Raw genomic sequence first — 16,127 nt, 5'->3', positions numbered from 1 at the left:
GAACGATAAGTCACCCGGGCACCTTGACTATATACGGCAGAATACTGCCTCGATATACGGCCGAACACAATGGCGCGGCCACGACCGCGAACAGGGGTGTTCCACGATGTCGACGCGTCTCGCAGTGTTCCTGTGTGCGGTAGCCATGCCTGCGCTGAGCGCATCCGCTCTCGCGCAGAACGTACCCGCCACGGCTGATACGGCTCGCGACGGCACGTCGGCTGAAGGCGACGCCGACGGCCTGCCCGACGTCACTGTGACCGCGCGGCGTCGGGTAGAGAATGCTCAGCGCGTGCCTGCGTCTCTGTCCGTCGTCGGTGGCGATCTCGTTGACCGAAGCTACACGGTGAACACGCAGGGACTGACGACGCTGATCCCCAGCCTCAACTACTCGTCGGCCAACCCGCGCAACACCGCCTTCACGATCCGCGGGCTCGGCTCCAGCGTCGTCGCGGTGAGCCAGGCCAATGACGGGTTAGAGCCCGGCGTCGGCTTCTACGTCGACCAGGTCTATCACGCGCGCCCCGCCACCGCGGCCTTCGACTTCGCCGACATCGAGCAGGTCGAGGAGCTACGCGGCCCGCAGGGGACGCTGTTCGGCAAGAACACCACCGCCGGCGCACTCAACATCACCACGCGCGCGCCGAGCTTCACGCAGGAAGGCTTCGCCGAGCTCTCCTACGGCGAGTACAACTTCGTTCAGGCCAAAGGCTGGGTCTCAGGACCGATCACCGACAGTATCGCCTACCGGATCTCGGGCGTGTCGACCCGGCGCGATGGCGTGATCGACAACGTTCGCACCGGGCGTGACACCAACACGCTCGGGACGCAGGCGGTGCGGGGGCAGCTGCTGTTCAAGCCCGACGACACCATCCAGATGCGCCTGATCGCCGACTTCACCAACTTCCAGGCCTATTGCTGCGGACAGGTGTATCTCCGCACCGGCACCAGCCTGCGCGCGGCCGGCCGCCAGTTCGGCGGCCCGGGCGGCCTCGCCGCCCAGTTCGGCTACGCGCCCGCGAGCACGAACCCCTATGACCGCGAGACCGACATCGACGGGCCGCTCGGCGTCGACACCAACGAGGGCGGCGTCAGCGCGATCACGGACTGGAACCTCGGCTTCGCCACGCTGACCTCCGTCACCGCGTGGCGCTTCTGGAACTGGGACGCGGAGAACGACCGCGATTATACCGGCCTTCCGGTGCAGCTGTCGCAGCACATCCCCTCGCGCCAGGACCAGTACAGCCAGGAGCTGCGGCTCGCCTCGAACGGCGACGGCCCGCTGTCCTATGTCGTCGGCCTCTACGGCTTTCGCCAGCGGCTCACCGGACGCCCCATCAGCATCTACGGCCCAGCCGCGGCGCGCTACCTGATCGGCACGACCACCGGCGCCAACAACACGCCGGTGCCGTCCAACCTGCTCGACGGCTACGGCCAAGACGGTCGCACCGACTTTCGCAGCCTCAGCTATGCCGCGTTCGGCGAGATCAATTACCGGATCGTCCCCGCGGTCACCGCGACGCTCGGGCTGCGCTACACGCAGGAGGACAAGGACGGCTATTACACGACCACCGTCGCCGGCGGCCCCGCGACCACCAGCACCGCGCTGATCAACGCGAGACTCGGCGTATTGCGGCCGCAGAGCTACGAGGCGCATGACAGCGATGGCAGCCTGTCGGGCCGCGGTAATCTCGCCTGGCAGGTGACTGGGCAGACCATGGCCTATGCGAGCTACGCGCGCGGCTTCAAGTCGGGCGGGATCAACATGTCCGGCCTGCCGCTCGACAACGCCAACCAGCCGGTGCTCGCCACCGCGGTGGTGCGGCCCGAGCGCAACGAGACCTACGAGGTAGGAGTCAAAAATACGCTGTTCGACCGCCGGCTGATCCTCAACCTCGACGCCTTCTACACCAAGGTGCACGACTTCCAGGCGACCGTGGTCGAGAACTCGCTGACGCAGACGGTACAGCTGCGCGGCTATCTCTCGAACATCCCCGAGGTGACGGTGAAGGGCGTTGAGGCCGACGTCACCGCGCTGATCCTGCCCGGCCTGAGCGCGCGCACCAGCGCCGCCTACTCCGAGGGCGAGTACAGCGACTATCCTGCCGGGCCGTGCCCGCTAGAGGTGCAGACCGCGGCGACGACTCAGTGCAGCCTGACGGGGCGCCGCCTCGCCTCGTTGCCGCGCTTTGCGATCAGCGCCGGGCTCGACTATGTCCGCCCACTCGCCGACGGCGCGCTGACGCTCCACGTCGATACGGCGTCGCGCAGCGGCTATAACGGCGACCCGAGCCTGTCGCGCTTCACCTACATCCGTGGCTACAATCTCACCAACGCCAACATCGGCTATCGCTTCGCCAGCGGGCTGGAGCTGATCGTCTGGGCGCGCAACCTGCTCAACGCCGACTACATCCAGAACCTGACGATTCAGGCAGGCAACTCCGGTCTGATCCTCGGCAGCCCGAGCGATCCTCGGACGATCGGGGGAACAGTCCGCTTTCGCATCTAGTTCGAACCGGGTGCCTCACCATACCGCTTCGACCATGCTGTACGAAGGGCGAGTTTCCGGAAGCCGAACAAGCGCGTGAATGTCCGATGTTGGGCGCAATCAGACGCGGCGGCTGACGCCCTAATCGCTGACAGGAGCGCATCGCCTCCGCGCTGAGCACCTGTCGCAGCCACCTCCCACAGGCACGCGCCCGCGCGCCGCGGCGGGCGTGCTGCCACAGTCGCGCCCGTCATGACCGCGCTCTCCGACCCGCGCCGCCTGATCGGCAACCTGCTCCAGCTCGGCACCGTCGAGTCGGTCGACCTCGCCGCGGCGGCCTGCCGCGTCCGCGTCGGCGACCTCGTCACCGGCGCGCTGCCCTGGCTGACCGCGCGCGCCGGCACCACGCGCGTCTGGTCGCCGCCCGCGGTGGGCGAGCAATGCCTGCTGCTCTGCCCCGAGGGCGACGTGGAAGGTGGGCTGGTGCTCGCCGGCCTCTACTGCGACGCCAATCCCGCCCCCGCGACCGATCGCCGCGACGTCATCGCCTTCAGCGACGGCGCCGAACTGTCCTACGACGCCAGTGGCAGCGGCCTGGTGCTGCGGCTGCCAGGCGGACGCCCGCTCAAGATCACCGCACCCGCCGGCGTCACCATCGAGGCACCCGTCACGATCAAGGGCGTGACCAAGATCGAGGGCGACGTCAAAGTCGCGGGCAAGCTCGCCGCGGACGGTGACGTCACCTCCGGCGGCGACGTCCGCGCCGGCGGCAAGAGCCTCAAGACCCACACCCACGCCGGCGTCCAGCCCGGCGGTGGCACCTCGGGGCCGCCGCAGTGAACGGCATGGACGCGCGCACCGGCAGATCGCTCGGCGGCGAGGCACACCTGCGCCAGTCGGTTGCCGACATCCTCTCGACCCCGATCGGCAGCCGCGTCGCGCGCCGCGATTATGGCTCGCTGCTGCCCGAGCTGCTCGACCAGCCGATGAACGCGCTCGGCCGCATGCGCCTGATCGCCGCGACCGCGCTCGCGTTGTCGCGCTGGGAGCGCCGGCTGCGCGTATCCGCCATCCGCGTCGACGCGCGCGCCGACGGTCGCGTGTCGCTCGCGATCGACGCCACCCGCACCGACCTGCCCGCGCCCAACGCGCGCGCGCGGCTGATCGTCCCGCTCGCCCCCCGCCCCGCCTGAGGACCGCCCGCGCATGCACGGCATCACCGTCACCGAATATAGCGAGGGCGCTCGCGCGCTCACCGCCGTCGCCACCGCGGTGATCGGGCTGGTCGCGACCGCCACCGCACCGGCCGGCGCGGCGACCGCCGCACTCGACGCCGCCTTCCCGCTCGATCGCCCCGCGCTCGTCACCGATCTGCCCTCCGCGATCGGCGTCGCGGGCACCGGCGGCACGCTCCGTGCCGCGCTCGTCGCTATCGCCGATCAGGCGCGCGCGCCCGTCGTGGTGGTGCGCGTCAACACCAACGTGGACGCGCGGTGGGTCGACTCGAACGTAATCGGCAGCACCGTCAACGGCACCAAAACGGGCCTTCAGGCGCTGCTCGCCGCCGAGCCGCAGCTGGGCGTCCGCCCGCGCATCCTCGGCGCACCGGGGCTCGACACCCAGCCGGTCGCCGCCGCGCTGGCGGGGGTCGCGGACAAGCTGCGCGGCTTCGCCTACGTCAGCGCGCTCGGCGCCGACAGCGACGCCGCCATCGCCTATCGCGCCAACTTCGCGTCGCGCCGGCTGATGCTGGTCTACCCCGACTTTCTCGCCTTCGACAGCGTCGCCGGCACCAGCGCGCCCAGCGCCGCGGTGGCGCGCGCGCTCGGCCTGCGCGCGCGGATCGACCAGGAGATCGGCTGGCATAAGACGCTCAGCAACGTGCCGGTCCAGGGCGTGCTCGGCCTCACCAAGGACGTCGGCTTCGATGTACAGGATCCCGGCTGCGAGGCGGCGCTGCTCAACGACAAGCAGGTCACCGCGCTGATCCGCACCTCCGCCGGCTACCGCTTCTGGGGCAATCGCACCACGGTGGAGCCCGAGAGCCCGTACACCTTCGAGTCGACCGCGCGCACCGCCGACGTGCTGGTCGACACCATCGCGAACGGTATGCAGTGGGCGATCGACCAGCCGCTGCGCCCCAGCCTCGCCAAGGACGTGGTCGAGACGATCAACGGCACGCTGCGCGAGTTCAAGGCGCAGGGCCGCATCATCGACGGCCGCGCCTGGTTCGAGGTCAAGGCCGGCAAGAACGACGCCGCGCAGCTGAGCGCCGGCAAGCTGACGATCGATTACGACGTCACCGCCGTCCCGCCGCTCGAGAACCTGCTGCTCAATCAGCGCATCACCGACAGCTATCTCGCGGATTTCGCGAGCCGGTTGGCGGCGTGACGCCTGCCCTCTGACGGAGCCGACCGATGGCGCTGCCGCGCAAGCTGAAGAACATGAACCTGTTCAACGAGGGCCGCAGCTGGCTCGGTGAGGTGGCGTCGGTGACGCTGCCGCCGCTCCACCGCAAGCTCGAGGCGTATCGCGGCGGGGGGATGGACGCCGAGGTCAAGTACGACATGGGCGGCGAGGCGCTCGAGCTGGAGGCGACCTACGGGGGCCCGATGCGCGAGATCCTGCGCCAGTTCGGGCACACCAACGCGAGCGGCGTCTATCAACGCTTCACCGGCTTCTACCAGGACGATTCCTCCGGCGCCGGCGCCACGGTCGAGGTCACCGTGCGCGGGCGTCACTCCGAGATCGACGCCGGCGAGCAGAAGCCCGGCGAGGCCGGCACGTTCAAGGTGAAGTCGGCGCTGACCTATTACCGGCTCGACTGGGACGGCGTCACCGAGATCGAGATCGACGTGCTCAATTTCGTCTTCCTGGTCGGCGGCGTCGACCGGCTCGCCGCGCAGCGCGCCGCGATCCTGTGAGCGAGGCACCGACCATGACCGACACGCCCGATCTCTTCCCCGCCGCGCCAGCCCCAGCCAGCTTCACCCTCGACGCGGCCGTCACCGTCGGTGACGCCGAGGTGATCCCCGCCGGCACCGTGATCCAGGTGCGTCGCCCGACCTCGGGCGAGCTGCGCGGGCTGACGATCAACGCTTTGCTCAACTGCGACGTGGTCGCGCTGCTGACGCTGGCGCCGCGGATCACGACACCGATGATCCCCAAGGGCGCCACGCTCGACCCCGCCGACCTCACCCAGCTCGGCGGCGAGGTGATGGATTTTTTGCTGCCGAGGGCCGCCAAGGCGGCCTTGCCGACGAGCTAGACGAGGCGATGGCCGACCTCGCCGCGGTGTTCGGCTGGTCGCCCGCGATGATGGACCCGATGCCGCCCGCCGAGCTGATGCGCTGGCACGCGCGCGCCGTCGCGCGCGGCTCGGCTGAGACGGAGGACTGAGGTGGACCGCGAGCTGCGCATCCGCCTGCTGCTCGAAGCCGGCGACCGCTTCTCCAAGCCGCTGCGCGATCTCGCCGCGGGTGGGCGCCAGGCCGACGCCGCGCTGAAGGGTGCGCGCGACCGGCTGCGCGAGATCGAGCAGGTCCGCGGCAACGTCGCCGCCTTCCGCGCGCTCAAGACCGACTCGCTCGCCACCGCGCGCGCGCTCGAGGCGGCGCAGACGAAGGTGGCGGCGCTGGCGCGCGCCGCGGCCGAGGTCGAGCGCCCGACGCGCGCGATGTCGCGCGAGCTGGAGCGCGCCAAGCGCGAGGCGCGCGGGCTGTCCGACACGCACGACGACGAGCTGCGCCGGCTCCAGCAGCTGCGCGGCGCGCTGCGCGAGGCGGGCGTGGCCACGCGCGAGCTGGCGCGCCACGACCGCGAGCTGCGCGTCGCCGCCGGCGAGGCGTCGCGCGCGCTCGAGGGTCAGGTCGCGCGCGCCGAGAAGGCCGCCGAGCGCCAGCAGCGGCTCGCCGCCGCGCGCGAGCGCTTCCAGGCGATCCAGGGCACCGCCGGCAATATCGCCGGCGCCGGCGCGGGCGCGATCGGCAGCGGCATGGCGCTCGGCGCGCCGCTGTGGGAGGGCGTCAAGGCGGCGCAGGCCTACGAGTCCAAGATGACCGACATCGCGCAGAAGGCCGACATCGGCCGCGCGCAGGCGGCGAAGATGGGCGCGGAGCTGCTGAAGGCGGCGCGCCAGGCCAATCAGCTGCCCGAGGCGATGCAGGAAGGCGTCGACACGCTCGCCGGCTTCGGGCTCGACCCGCGCCAGGCGACGAAGATGATGCAGCCGATCGGCAAGGCGGCGACCGCCTACAAGGCCGAGATCGGCGACCTCGCCAAGGCCGCCTATGCCGCGCACGACAACCTCAAGATCCCGGTCGCGCAGACCGGCCGCATGATCGACGCCATGGCACAGGCGGGCAAGGCCGGCGCGTTCGAGATCAAGGATATGGCGCGCTTCTTCCCCTCGCTGACCGCGGCTTATCAGGGGCTCGGGCAGACCGGGGTGCGCGCCGGCGCCGACCTCGCCGCCGCGCTGCAGATCACGCGTAAGGGCGCCGGCGACGCGCATGCGGCCGCGACCAACCTCAACAACATCCTGCAGAAGATCAGCTCGCCCGAGACGATCAAGAAGTTTGGCAAGATGGGCGTCGACCTGCCGGCCGCGCTCAAGAAGGCCTACCAGGAGGGCAAAACCCCGATCGAGGCGCTCGCCGAGATTACCGAGCGCACGCTCAAGGGCGATCTCGGCCGCATCGGCTATCTCTTCCAGGACGCGCAGGTGCAGCAGGGCCTGCGCCCGCTGATCCAGAACCTCGGCCTGTACCGCGACATCCGCGCCCAGGCGAACAAGGCGGCGCGCGACGGCAACGTCACCGATCGCGACTTCGCCGAGCGCATGCGCGACTCGGCCGAGGCCAGCAAGGCGCTCAGCGTGCAGGGCAAGATCCTCGCCGTGAACCTCGGCACCATGCTGCTGCCCGCGGCGACCGCGCTGATCGGCAAGCTCGCCGCGCTGACCAGCTGGGTCGGCGCCGCGGCCGAACGCCACCCGCGGCTCGCCAAGGCCGCCGCGCTGGTCGCCGGCGGTCTGGCGCTGCTGCTGGTCGGCTTCGGCGCGGTGGCGCTCGGCGTCGCCGGGGTCCTCGGGCCGATCGCGGTCGCCAACGCCGGGCTGGTCGCGCTCGGCGTCGCCGGCGGAGTCGCCGCGGTCGGGCTGCTGCCGATCATCGGCACCGTCGCCGCGGTGGTCGCCGGCGTCGCGCTGCTCGCCGGCGCCGCCTATCTGCTCTACGCAAACTGGGGGAAGATCACCGGCTTCTTCGCCGGGCTGTGGCGCGGGGTTGCCGGCGCTTTCACGCAAAACTGGACGACGATCCGCAACGTCACGCTCGGGCTGACGGTGCTATTCTTCCCGTTGGTCGCGGGAATGATCCTCGTCGCCAAGAAGATCTACGACAACTGGGCCGCGATCCGCGGCGCCTGCGCGCGCGCGGTGGCCTGGCTCGCCGGCTTCGTCGCACCGGCGGTGCGGCCGGTGCTGGCCATCCTGCGGGGCTACGAGGCGCTGCGCGCCCGCTTCGCTCAGGCCGGGCTCGACCTGATCAAGGGGCTGGTGAAAGGCATCCTCGCTGGCGCCGGTTACCTGCTCGCGCAGGTCGGCAAGCTCGCCGACCAGCTCGGCGCGCGCTTCGCCGCCAGGCTCGGGATCCAATCGCCCAGCCGCGTCTTCGCCGTGCTCGGCGGGCACGTGATGGCGGGGCTCGACCGCGGACTGGTGGAGGGGTCGGCGCTGCCGCTGCGCCGCGTCCGCCAGGTCGCCGGCGCGCTCACCGGCGGGTTCGCCGCCGGCGCCGCGCTCGCGGCCCCTGCCCTGCCCGCCGCGGCGGCGCGCGTGGCGCCCGCGATCGCGCGCGCCGCCGCGGTGGTGGAGCGCGGCGCCGACGCGCGCGGTGCGCTGCGGCGGATCGGAGGCCCGACCGGCACGGTCCGCGCCGGCCGCGACGGCGCACCCGGCCGCGCGATCGTCGCGGCTGCCGCCGGGCCGGTGACCATCCACGTCCACGCCGCGCCCGGACAGAGCGAGCGCTCTATCGCCGAGGAAGTCGCCCGCGCGCTCGCGGCGCACCGCCGCCGCGAGGCCGCGCACGCCCGCGCCAGCTACCGCGACGATCCCGACGGGGCCGACCGATGAACCTGATGGCGCTCGGCATGTTCGTCTTCTCGATCGACACGCTCGCCTATCAGGAGCTGGCGCGCGACCGCGCCTGGCGCCACGCCCGCGCACCGCGCGTCGGCGCGCTCGACGCGACGCAGTTCCTCGGCCGCGACAATGACGAGATCACGCTCGCCGGCGACGCCCCCGCCGAGCTGATGGACGGCGCCGCCTCGCTCGCGCAGCTGGTCGATATGGCCGCGGACGGCGCCGCCTGGCCGCTGGTGAGCGGCAGCGGCGACGTGCTCGGCCAGTTCGTCGTCACGCGCGTGAGCGAGCGCCACACCGCCTTCTTCCCCGACGGCACGCCGAGGCTGATCAGCTTCCAGCTCCAGCTGCTCGAGATCGACGCCGAGCAAGGCGCGGGCGCCGCGGCGTGAGCGCGCCGGCGAACCGGCCCGACTATCGCATCACCGTCGACGGGCAGGACATCACGCCGGTGCTGCGCGGTGACGGCGCGCGCGGCGGGCGCCCGCGGCTGGTCGCGCTGCGGCTCAGCGAGCGCCGCGGCGACGAGGCCGACCAGCTCGAACTCACCGTCGACGACAGCGACGGCCAGGTCGCGATCCCGCCCGAGGGCGCGACGATCACGCTCCAGCTCGGCTGGGCCAGCGGCGCGGGCGTGACGGTCGGGCTGGTCGACAAGGGAAACTTCGTGGTCGACGAGGTCGAGCACGGCGGGCCGCCCGACGCGCTGGTGATCCGCGCGCGCTCGGCCGACCTCGCCGGCTCGCTGCGCACGCGCCGCGAGCACGCCTGGCACGACACGACGCTGGGCGAGGTCGTGCGCGCGCTTGCCGGGCGCAACGGGCTGCGCGCGCGCGTCGATCCGACACTGGCGGGGATCGCGGTCAAGGTGCTGGCACAGACGCGCGAGAGCGACATGGCGCTGCTACGCCGGCTCGGCCGCGAGCACGACGCGCTCGCGACGGTGAAGGCTAAGACGCTGCTGTTCGCCCCGATCGGCGTGGGCACGACCGCGGGCGGCGCGACGATCCCGCCGGCGATGATCGCGCGCGGCGACGGCGACCGCCACAGCTACCGCGTCGAGAAGCGCGAGGCGGCGGGCAAGGTCGAAGCGGCGTGGCACGATCGCGGCAAGGCGAAAAGGCAGGTGGTGACGGTCGGCGACGGCGACGGCGCGGCGAAGCGGCTGGCGCGCGTGTACCCGAGCGAGGCGGCGGCGCGCACCGCGGCCGAGGCGGAGCGCAAGCGCTCCGGGCGCACGCCGCGCCGGCTGGAGCTGTCGCTCGCGCTGGGGCGGCTCGACCTCTACCCGGAGCGGCCGGTGACGGTGCGCGGGTACAAGCGCGCGATCGACGAGACGCGCTGGGTGGCGAGCGAGGTGTCGCACGAGCTGGGGGCGCGGGGTTGGACCACTAGTGTGATGGTCGAGGCAATCGCATAACGGGCGATGAGGCTAAGGAGAGCTGAGCACGACAATCTGTCAGCGCATGCTCTTGCCACGAATTGGGTTGAATTCGTAACCGGTACAGGAGCGGGTGCGTACTTCCTTGGCCTTTGCGTCCCTCAACGAACGTTTATGTCGCGCAATCGTGTTTTCACGTGCACCTTGCAAACGTGGCGACGATGGAACAAGAGGACAACTCACCTGATTATTGATAACTTGCATCGGATTCTCTTCCTTAGACGCGCCATCAACTTTCGGTGTGTACGACCTCCATAGATAAATCATTGCCACAATCAACAGAATAATGCAGGTTAAGACAATGTACTTAGAAAGAACATACGTTCTTTCACCGCGCTTTACCCTTTTCCATTCATGTTTCAGAAGATTTTTTGAGGCGCTCACATAGACCTTCTCAGCTTCTTCAATATTAGTAGGGGTCAGGGTTGCGTTATTTTTTGCCAGATTTTCAAACGCCGACATACTAGCCAGAAGTGCCTTGGCCGTTGCCTCGTCCGGATTCACTCGGAGCACTATCCCGTGGCTAGCCTCATTAAGAGCTTTGTAATTTTCGATGATCGCTGCTGTACCAGGCCCACCTGGCTGTGCGCGCGAGCGAATGGCGTCTGCAATTGCATTAATTTGGACAAGATACGCGATTAAACATTTTCGAAGATCATTGATCCAAGCCTGCCTAAACTCCGATATCTTTTGCTCCTTGCCGATAATAAGGCCGAGTAGCGATACCAACCCCGCTATAATCGCGGCTCCCACCGCTCCGACGCTAATATCGTTCATTGATCCCGTTCTGTTCTCTTGCGCCTAACTAGCTGACGGTGCGAGTTTTATCGCTTCGAGGCAAGGAGGGCAGCAGCCTTTCTCAACGGAGGGGCAGAATGGCCGAGCGGTTGACGTTCCATTTCGAAGGTGCGCAAGCGGACGATCACCGCATGAATTTCTATGAGGCCGCAAGATTTCAATATGGCGCAGCCCGACTTCTCGTTAAGCTCGCCCAATTTCGAGAAACCGGGAAATTTGCGGATAATATCAGCCACAAAAGCAACCCTGACATCGAGCTGGTCGCTCAAAAGGGCGGATCCTTCAATTATAATGTTGAAGATTATGAGCCCAAAAAGGACGACTTCCTAAATATATCTTTATCCGACCTAGTCGCCTACGTGGCCGAGAGAGTGGTCGAGAAAATCAGTGAGTCAGCACTTAAAGGAATTGAAATAGCTTCACTAGGTGACGATGAAGGCGATGATGCGTCAGGTCCCAATCTGGTCCCTGCTGAAATCGACGAATTGGCGGACGCAGTCTTATCGGGAGATAGTCTGACGGCATCCTTGCCGCCGGAAACATCAAAGATAATCAAGCGTCGCGTCGCCGAGATTCATCGTGAACGACGCCTAGCCACGGCCGCAAGAGCCGTAGCGAAAATCTCAGATGATCAGAGTCAAAAATTAGTCGCGATGGCCGCGCCCCTGATAGTTGAGATGGGCACCGCACTGCGAAAGAGCGCCACCACCCTAGAGATCACGACCCAACGCAGAGGCCCTGTTAAATCTGTTTTATTTTTGGATCGCAAAATGGCTAGAGAAATCGAAACTGCGGTCGTCGATCGACAAATTACACCTATTCTCGGTGATATCACTCAGTTCAATAAGGAAAACGGCTGGGGGAAGCTACGGATTGAAGAGGGAGTTAAGACTGTTAGCTTCAGCGTTCCGTCGGACGTCTTGCCGGATATCAGGCAGGTCATTATCGACAATATGAAAAAGGATTTAGTCAACTTTAAAGTCTACTTCGTTCGAGATCGAGCAGGCAAGGTAAAGCGTCTAATCATTGTTGGCATTCTACCTTCACCTTCTAGGTAGTTTATCGACACTCTGTGATGCTGCCCCTCTCTTCGCACGTCTCGCAGCGACGCCTACTCAACCGTATCGGTGAAATTGTCGTTTGGACCTGCCAATATGACTGGAACTGATGTGAGACACTGTGCGTGTCGCTCGCAGTGGTGGGCGATCAGCAATATGAGAAGGTTCAGCAGTCGCGTCAGGCACCTGCTAGATCGTCAGCAGACCTCGTAGCCCCCGAGCGCCCACTCAATGCGCCCAAGTGACCGCCACTTTTCGCATCACCATGGAGTGTCCGAGGTCACGATCATCAGCCATGCTACACGCCGCCACCGTCCGCCGGTACCGATCCGGCCCTCGCGATCGGCACTGCATCGGCGGTCCCGCCACGATGACGTGCCCGTCGCGAGTCGTCCCGCGGCTGCCCCCGAGCAGCTCTACCAGCGCGTCGCGCGCCTCGATGCCGCTCGCCTTCGGGCACGGGTGACCGCGGCGGCACGAACCGTCGAGCTCGCGCGCGGCGATGTCGGCGATGCGCAGCCGCGGCCCCTCGGCGCACCAGATCGGCCCGTCGCCGTCCCACACGCGCACCGGCGTGCAGCGGAAGCTCTCGCCCGCCGGCACGATCACCGCCGCGAGCAGCGCCAGCGTCAGCATCCGCTCACCCCCCCGCCCCCAACCCGCCGCATCATCGTCCTACTCACACGCGATCCCGTTGTTGTTGCGGTCGAGCCCCGGCCGGTAGCCGGGCGCGCCGCGGCGCATAGGCGCCACGCCCGCGGCACGCGCCTTCTTGCAGCTCGAATAGTAGCTCCCCGGCTTGGCGGCGACGCGGGCGTGGCGGTTCCAACGCGCGTGCCGCCGCGCCGCCGCCTGCCCGGCCGCCGACGCATGCCCGGCGACGTGTCCCGATTCGGCGGCCGACGCGAGCGCGACGATCGCGGGCGCCGGTGCGACGCTCGCCAGCACTGCGAGCGCATACAGCGCGATCATCGCGCGTGCTCAGCGTCAGAAGCCGAGCGCCTCGTCCCACGGCATGACTCGATGAATCGCGGCGATCTGCTCGTTCGGCACGTCGAAGACCAGCTCCGGGTTGAACTGGCGTAGTACAACTGCGCCGGGTCGGCGCCGGACCAGCTGCTTGATGAGTACATGACGCACCTCCTCGCCGTCGAACGTGGGACCGCGCAATTGCACGATCACGTCGTCGCCGGCGCCGGGCGAGCGCTTCGGGTCGACGAGAACCCGCCGGCCCGAGTCGAAGCGAGGCTCCATCGAGTGCCCCGCGACCGTTACCACGTACAGGTCCGGCCGTCCGGTCACTCCGATCGGACGGGCCATGTAGTCGACCGGCGCGGCCTGGTGCACCTCGGTTTGCTCAACGCTGACAACGACGCCACTCTCGCCATTGTAGTCGAGGTCTGCGCCGAGCGCGCTCCCGAACACGGGCAGATCCTTCGGCAATCGCCGGAACGCGTCGCCCGACACGCGCTGCTCGTCGCGCACGGTACGCTCCGTCGCCTGCTCGCGTCCGAGCAGCCAGTCCGAGGTCGTACCGAGTTCGGCTGCGAGCGCGTCGAGCCGGACGATGCTGGGCATCGCACCCTTGCGGATGATGTTTCGGATCGCGTCGGGCTGACCCAAAGCGGCGATCGAAATCTCGCGCGCCGTGACGCCTCGCTCCAACAATTTGGCGGAAATCCGCTCCTGAAGCAGGTCGATCGGGCGCGTCATGCGGCACGCATGCACCATTTCTCTGCCGCGCTCCAGCGGCAGGGATGCCGTTGACCATACGGCAAACGTACCGCACAAAGCGGGCATGGACGCAGCATACGACAGCGCACTGCGGCGGATCGCCGACAGCTACGAGGCCGAGGCGGTGCGCTGGGGCGGCCGCTCGCTCTCGCGCGTGTCGACCATCGTGTTGAACAACGGCACCTTCTTCGAGCGCCTTCGCCACGGCCGCACATTCACGGTCGCCAACCTTGAGCGGATCGCCGCGTGGCTCCGCGATCCCTCCAACTGGCCGGGTGGCGTCATCCCTGATCCCGCCGTCCTCGCCCTCATCAGCATCGGCCGCCCCCCACTCACCCACACACCCGTCAGTTGGCGCCTTCCGCTACCGGCTGTCGCGTACCATCGCGAGCACACTTCGCAGGAGATGCGGCAGCAATGACGCACCTCCGCGCGCCCCTCACCTTCGCCGATGCGATGACGCGCGTCGCCGGCCTGATCGGCTACGCCGAGGCGTCGCGCATCGCCGGCCGCGCCGAGCGCACCATCTACGCCTGGGCGCTGCCGACCAACTCCACCGTGCCGCCGATCGACCAGGCGCTCGAGTTCGACGCCGCCTGGCGCGCCGCCGGGGGCACCGGAGCGCCCTTCCACGAGGCATACAGCTTCCAGCTCGATCTCGCGGTCGAGCGCCGCGACGCCGACGCGCGGCTGCTGCTCGCCGAGGTCGCCACCACCGCCAAGGAGGCGGGCGAGGCGATCGCCGCCGCGCTGGCGCTCGCCAACAACCGCGCCTCGCCGCTCGACGCGCACCGCGCCTTCGCCGAGGTGACCGAGGCCGTCGACGCGCTCGCCGCGCTCCAGCGCCGCGTCGCCAGCTTCCTCCCCGAGGCGATCGGCGCGCACGCCGGCAGGCCCGGAGCCGCCGCGTGACCGCGCGCCGCCCCCCGCGCGCGCCGCTGGTGCGCTGCCCCCACTGCGGCGCCCCCGCGCTGATCCGCTACAGCGAGCAGATCACCGCCACCGTGCGCGAGCTCGGCGTGCTGTGCAGCAACGACGCCTGCGGCTGCCGCTTCGTCGCGCAGATCGTGGCGCTGCGGATCGTCCAGCCGAGCCTCACGCCCGATCCGGCGGTGCAGCTCCCGCTGGTCGAGCGCCGACGCCGCGCCGCCAACGACGACGAGCGCGTCCCCGCCAACGACGACCGCCCGCCCGCCGCCGAGGCCGACCCCGCGCCGAGCTGACGCGCGCCGCCGGCGCCGCGCCGGCCCCCACACCGCCCAAGTCCCCACCCCGCCGGCCGCCCGCGCGCGACCGGTGATCGCCTCCCCGTGCCCGAAGGAGTTCCGCTAGATGGCTCACGCTCTCCCCACCGCTGCCTCCACCTTCCCGCGCCGCTTCGATCTGGCCGCGTCGCGCGCCGCCAGCGCCGCGCCGACGGCGCTGCCGCCGCTCACCCCCGCCGCCTACCTGCGGTTGTGCCGCGAGGCGGCGCGCCGCCCGCTCGACCTGGTCGCGCTCCGCATTGCGCCGCGCCCCGCCGACTTCGAGGCGGCGCGCGCGCTGGTCCAGCAGCTCGAGCGCCCCGGCGTTGTCGCGCGCCACCCCGAGACACTCGAGGCGCTGGCCGAGGCCTTCGCCTTCGACCCCGACGTGTACCGCCAGCTCGCCACCGAGCCGCCCGAGCGCCACCCGCGGATCTGCCGCGGCTGCGGCCTCAGCGACTGGGACCCGCGCGCGCTCGACGCCTCCGCCTGGCCGAGCGACCAGCGCTGTGCCCGCTGCGCGGACGAGGCCGGCGCGCGGGAGGTGACGGCGTGAGCGCGCAGCCTCCCGCGAGCGACGCGCCCGCGCCGGCGCCGCTGCGCCCCGTCCCCCAGGCCTGGCTCGACCGCGCGACGCAGATCGAGGCGGCGGCCCGGGGCCTGTTCGCGGGCGTCATCGATGTCCTGGAGAGCGTCGAGAGCGGCACCGCCCGCCTGGACGCGGCGATCGTCGCGCGGCTCGACGAGCGCTCGCACGCGCTGATCCAGGCGCTCCACCTGCCGCGACCCCCGCTCGACCAGCCCGTCGCGGCGGCGAGCCCCACCGAGCCGGAGCCGGAGGCATGACCCGTCAGCGCCTCACCCGCGACCAGATCGCGGCGCGCGTGCTGCTCGGTCTCGCGATCGGGCAGGCGGTGGTCGTCGTGCTCGACGCGCTGCTCGGCGGCCCCGGCGCCTTCGTCCTGTTCGGCGTGTGACCCACGCCGACGCGGGCGCGGCACCTCCGGCCCGGCCGCGGGCGGCCGGCGGCGCCGTGCCCGCACCTGTCGCGACCCGCTCCCACAGTTTCTCGGCCGTCCGTCCGCGACGGAAAGCCCGCATCAGGAGAGTCACGGATGACGCCTCAACCGCCCCCCGGCGATTCGCCCCCCTCGCCAGCACGGCGCGTCCCGAGTCGCGCCGGCCCCGCGGTGCCGCCCGGGTCGCTACCGCCATCGCT

General features: G+C 69.5%; 21 protein-coding genes. 17 read left to right on the top strand and 4 right to left on the bottom strand.

The features are described from left to right. Window positions 1–106 precede the first annotated feature (106 nt). The 10 genes from FHY02_RS02345 (at window position 107) to FHY02_RS02300 (ending at window position 10,053) form a co-directional block, all read left to right on the top strand. Window positions 107–2,509 carry a TonB-dependent receptor gene (locus FHY02_RS02345; RefSeq protein WP_183920106.1) on the top strand — a complete coding sequence of 801 codons (2,403 nt, stop codon included), beginning with the start codon at window positions 107–109 and terminating at the stop codon, window positions 2,507–2,509. A 231-nt stretch (window positions 2,510–2,740) separates the two neighbouring features. Continuing rightward, a complete protein-coding gene (locus FHY02_RS02340; RefSeq protein WP_183920105.1) occupies window positions 2,741–3,328 on the top strand; it encodes a phage baseplate assembly protein V in 588 nt (195 codons plus the stop codon). 5 nt (window positions 3,329–3,333) lie between these two features. Next, window positions 3,334–3,681, top strand: coding sequence for a GPW/gp25 family protein (locus FHY02_RS02335; protein WP_221198460.1), 348 nt, complete (start codon window positions 3,334–3,336; stop codon window positions 3,679–3,681). A 13-nt stretch (window positions 3,682–3,694) separates the two neighbouring features. Then, the gene (locus FHY02_RS02330) at window positions 3,695–4,879 is read left to right on the top strand and encodes a phage tail sheath subtilisin-like domain-containing protein (protein WP_183920103.1); all 1,185 of its coding nucleotides are present in this window, start codon (window positions 3,695–3,697) and stop codon (window positions 4,877–4,879) included. 26 nt (window positions 4,880–4,905) lie between these two features. Beyond that, window positions 4,906–5,412: a phage major tail tube protein gene (locus tag FHY02_RS02325; protein WP_183920102.1), complete on the top strand. Its 507-nt coding sequence runs from the start codon at window positions 4,906–4,908 to the stop codon at window positions 5,410–5,412. 14 nt (window positions 5,413–5,426) lie between these two features. After that, window positions 5,427–5,756 carry a phage tail assembly protein gene (locus FHY02_RS02320; protein ID WP_183920100.1) on the top strand — a complete coding sequence of 110 codons (330 nt, stop codon included), beginning with the start codon at window positions 5,427–5,429 and terminating at the stop codon, window positions 5,754–5,756. Between the two features lie 8 nt (window positions 5,757–5,764). Then, entirely contained in the window at window positions 5,765–5,887 is a 123-nt protein-coding gene (locus FHY02_RS02315; protein ID WP_183920098.1) for a GpE family phage tail protein, read from the top strand. A gap of 1 nt (window position 5,888) precedes the next feature. After that, on the top strand, window positions 5,889–8,624 hold the full coding sequence (locus tag FHY02_RS02310) for a phage tail tape measure protein (protein WP_183920096.1): 2,736 nt from the start codon (window positions 5,889–5,891) through the stop codon (window positions 8,622–8,624). Beyond that, entirely contained in the window at window positions 8,621–9,025 is a 405-nt protein-coding gene (locus FHY02_RS02305; RefSeq protein WP_183920094.1) for a phage tail protein, read from the top strand. The genes FHY02_RS02310 and FHY02_RS02305 overlap by 4 nt, the downstream gene beginning before the upstream one ends. Next, window positions 9,022–10,053 carry a contractile injection system protein, VgrG/Pvc8 family gene (locus FHY02_RS02300; protein ID WP_183920092.1) on the top strand — a complete coding sequence of 344 codons (1,032 nt, stop codon included), beginning with the start codon at window positions 9,022–9,024 and terminating at the stop codon, window positions 10,051–10,053. Before FHY02_RS02305 ends, FHY02_RS02300 begins: the two co-directional genes overlap by 4 nt. 39 nt (window positions 10,054–10,092) lie before the next feature. On the opposite strand, the gene FHY02_RS02295 is transcribed toward FHY02_RS02300, so the two are convergent. Further along, the gene (locus FHY02_RS02295; protein ID WP_183920090.1) at window positions 10,093–10,851 is read right to left on the bottom strand and encodes a hypothetical protein; all 759 of its coding nucleotides are present in this window, start codon (window positions 10,849–10,851) and stop codon (window positions 10,093–10,095) included. Window positions 10,852–10,949: 98 nt separating this feature from the next. Between FHY02_RS02295 and FHY02_RS02290 the strand changes: the two genes are divergently transcribed. After that, on the top strand, window positions 10,950–11,930 hold the full coding sequence (locus FHY02_RS02290) for a hypothetical protein (protein WP_183920088.1): 981 nt from the start codon (window positions 10,950–10,952) through the stop codon (window positions 11,928–11,930). 228 nt (window positions 11,931–12,158) lie between these two features. Here FHY02_RS02290 and FHY02_RS02285 read toward each other — a convergent pair whose 3' ends face one another. The 3 genes from FHY02_RS02285 to FHY02_RS02275 are packed head-to-tail and all read right to left on the bottom strand — an operon-like array spanning window position 12,159 to window position 13,643. Then, window positions 12,159–12,566 carry a thermonuclease family protein gene (locus tag FHY02_RS02285; protein WP_183920085.1) on the bottom strand — a complete coding sequence of 136 codons (408 nt, stop codon included), beginning with the start codon at window positions 12,564–12,566 and terminating at the stop codon, window positions 12,159–12,161. 39 nt (window positions 12,567–12,605) lie between these two features. Then, window positions 12,606–12,902 (bottom strand): excalibur calcium-binding domain-containing protein, encoded by a 297-nt coding sequence (locus FHY02_RS02280; RefSeq protein WP_183920083.1) that lies wholly within the window; start codon window positions 12,900–12,902, stop codon window positions 12,606–12,608. A 15-nt stretch (window positions 12,903–12,917) separates the two neighbouring features. Next, window positions 12,918–13,643: an XRE family transcriptional regulator gene (locus FHY02_RS02275; RefSeq protein WP_183920081.1), complete on the bottom strand. Its 726-nt coding sequence runs from the start codon at window positions 13,641–13,643 to the stop codon at window positions 12,918–12,920. An 85-nt stretch (window positions 13,644–13,728) separates the two neighbouring features. Between FHY02_RS02275 and FHY02_RS02270 the strand changes: the two genes are divergently transcribed. The 6 genes from FHY02_RS02270 (at window position 13,729) to FHY02_RS22810 (ending at window position 15,885) form a co-directional block, all read left to right on the top strand. After that, window positions 13,729–14,085, top strand: a complete 357-nt coding sequence (locus FHY02_RS02270) for a hypothetical protein (protein ID WP_183920079.1) — start codon at window positions 13,729–13,731, stop codon at window positions 14,083–14,085. After that, on the top strand, window positions 14,082–14,576 hold the full coding sequence (locus tag FHY02_RS02265) for a hypothetical protein (protein WP_183920076.1): 495 nt from the start codon (window positions 14,082–14,084) through the stop codon (window positions 14,574–14,576). Before FHY02_RS02270 ends, FHY02_RS02265 begins: the two co-directional genes overlap by 4 nt. Beyond that, window positions 14,573–14,887 (top strand): ogr/Delta-like zinc finger family protein, encoded by a 315-nt coding sequence (locus FHY02_RS02260; protein WP_183920074.1) that lies wholly within the window; start codon window positions 14,573–14,575, stop codon window positions 14,885–14,887. Before FHY02_RS02265 ends, FHY02_RS02260 begins: the two co-directional genes overlap by 4 nt. A gap of 109 nt (window positions 14,888–14,996) precedes the next feature. Further along, a complete protein-coding gene (locus tag FHY02_RS02255) occupies window positions 14,997–15,464 on the top strand; it encodes a hypothetical protein (RefSeq protein ID WP_183920072.1) in 468 nt (155 codons plus the stop codon). Then, window positions 15,461–15,754: a hypothetical protein gene (locus FHY02_RS02250; RefSeq protein ID WP_183920070.1), complete on the top strand. Its 294-nt coding sequence runs from the start codon at window positions 15,461–15,463 to the stop codon at window positions 15,752–15,754. The genes FHY02_RS02255 and FHY02_RS02250 overlap by 4 nt, the downstream gene beginning before the upstream one ends. Beyond that, window positions 15,751–15,885, top strand: coding sequence for a hypothetical protein (locus FHY02_RS22810; protein WP_260172564.1), 135 nt, complete (start codon window positions 15,751–15,753; stop codon window positions 15,883–15,885). The genes FHY02_RS02250 and FHY02_RS22810 overlap by 4 nt, the downstream gene beginning before the upstream one ends. The last annotated feature ends 242 nt before the right edge of the window (window positions 15,886–16,127 follow it).

Origin of the sequence: Sphingomonas sp. BK069 (assembly GCF_014193405.1) — a bacterium.
Taxonomy (GTDB): domain Bacteria; phylum Pseudomonadota; class Alphaproteobacteria; order Sphingomonadales; family Sphingomonadaceae; genus Sphingomonas.
The sequence above is the reverse complement of the archived record's forward strand: the minus strand, read 5'-3'. Positions and strand labels throughout refer to the sequence as shown.

Coding starts and splice junctions, on each gene's coding strand:
- FHY02_RS02345 (WP_183920106.1), top strand. CDS start 107: ATGTCGACGCGTCTCGCAGTGTTCCTGTGTGCGGTAGCCATGCCTGCG.
- FHY02_RS02340 (WP_183920105.1), top strand. CDS start 2,741: ATGACCGCGCTCTCCGACCCGCGCCGCCTGATCGGCAACCTGCTCCAG.
- FHY02_RS02335 (WP_221198460.1), top strand. CDS start 3,334: ATGGACGCGCGCACCGGCAGATCGCTCGGCGGCGAGGCACACCTGCGC.
- FHY02_RS02330 (WP_183920103.1), top strand. CDS start 3,695: ATGCACGGCATCACCGTCACCGAATATAGCGAGGGCGCTCGCGCGCTC.
- FHY02_RS02325 (WP_183920102.1), top strand. CDS start 4,906: ATGGCGCTGCCGCGCAAGCTGAAGAACATGAACCTGTTCAACGAGGGC.
- FHY02_RS02320 (WP_183920100.1), top strand. CDS start 5,427: ATGACCGACACGCCCGATCTCTTCCCCGCCGCGCCAGCCCCAGCCAGC.
- FHY02_RS02315 (WP_183920098.1), top strand. CDS start 5,765: ATGGCCGACCTCGCCGCGGTGTTCGGCTGGTCGCCCGCGATGATGGAC.
- FHY02_RS02305 (WP_183920094.1), top strand. CDS start 8,621: ATGAACCTGATGGCGCTCGGCATGTTCGTCTTCTCGATCGACACGCTC.
- FHY02_RS02295 (WP_183920090.1), bottom strand. CDS start 10,851: ATGAACGATATTAGCGTCGGAGCGGTGGGAGCCGCGATTATAGCGGGG.
- FHY02_RS02290 (WP_183920088.1), top strand. CDS start 10,950: ATGGCCGAGCGGTTGACGTTCCATTTCGAAGGTGCGCAAGCGGACGAT.
- FHY02_RS02285 (WP_183920085.1), bottom strand. CDS start 12,566: ATGCTGACGCTGGCGCTGCTCGCGGCGGTGATCGTGCCGGCGGGCGAG.
- FHY02_RS02280 (WP_183920083.1), bottom strand. CDS start 12,902: ATGATCGCGCTGTATGCGCTCGCAGTGCTGGCGAGCGTCGCACCGGCG.
- FHY02_RS02275 (WP_183920081.1), bottom strand. CDS start 13,643: ATGACGCGCCCGATCGACCTGCTTCAGGAGCGGATTTCCGCCAAATTG.
- FHY02_RS02270 (WP_183920079.1), top strand. CDS start 13,729: ATGGACGCAGCATACGACAGCGCACTGCGGCGGATCGCCGACAGCTAC.
- FHY02_RS02265 (WP_183920076.1), top strand. CDS start 14,082: ATGACGCACCTCCGCGCGCCCCTCACCTTCGCCGATGCGATGACGCGC.
- FHY02_RS02255 (WP_183920072.1), top strand. CDS start 14,997: ATGGCTCACGCTCTCCCCACCGCTGCCTCCACCTTCCCGCGCCGCTTC.
- FHY02_RS22810 (WP_260172564.1), top strand. CDS start 15,751: ATGACCCGTCAGCGCCTCACCCGCGACCAGATCGCGGCGCGCGTGCTG.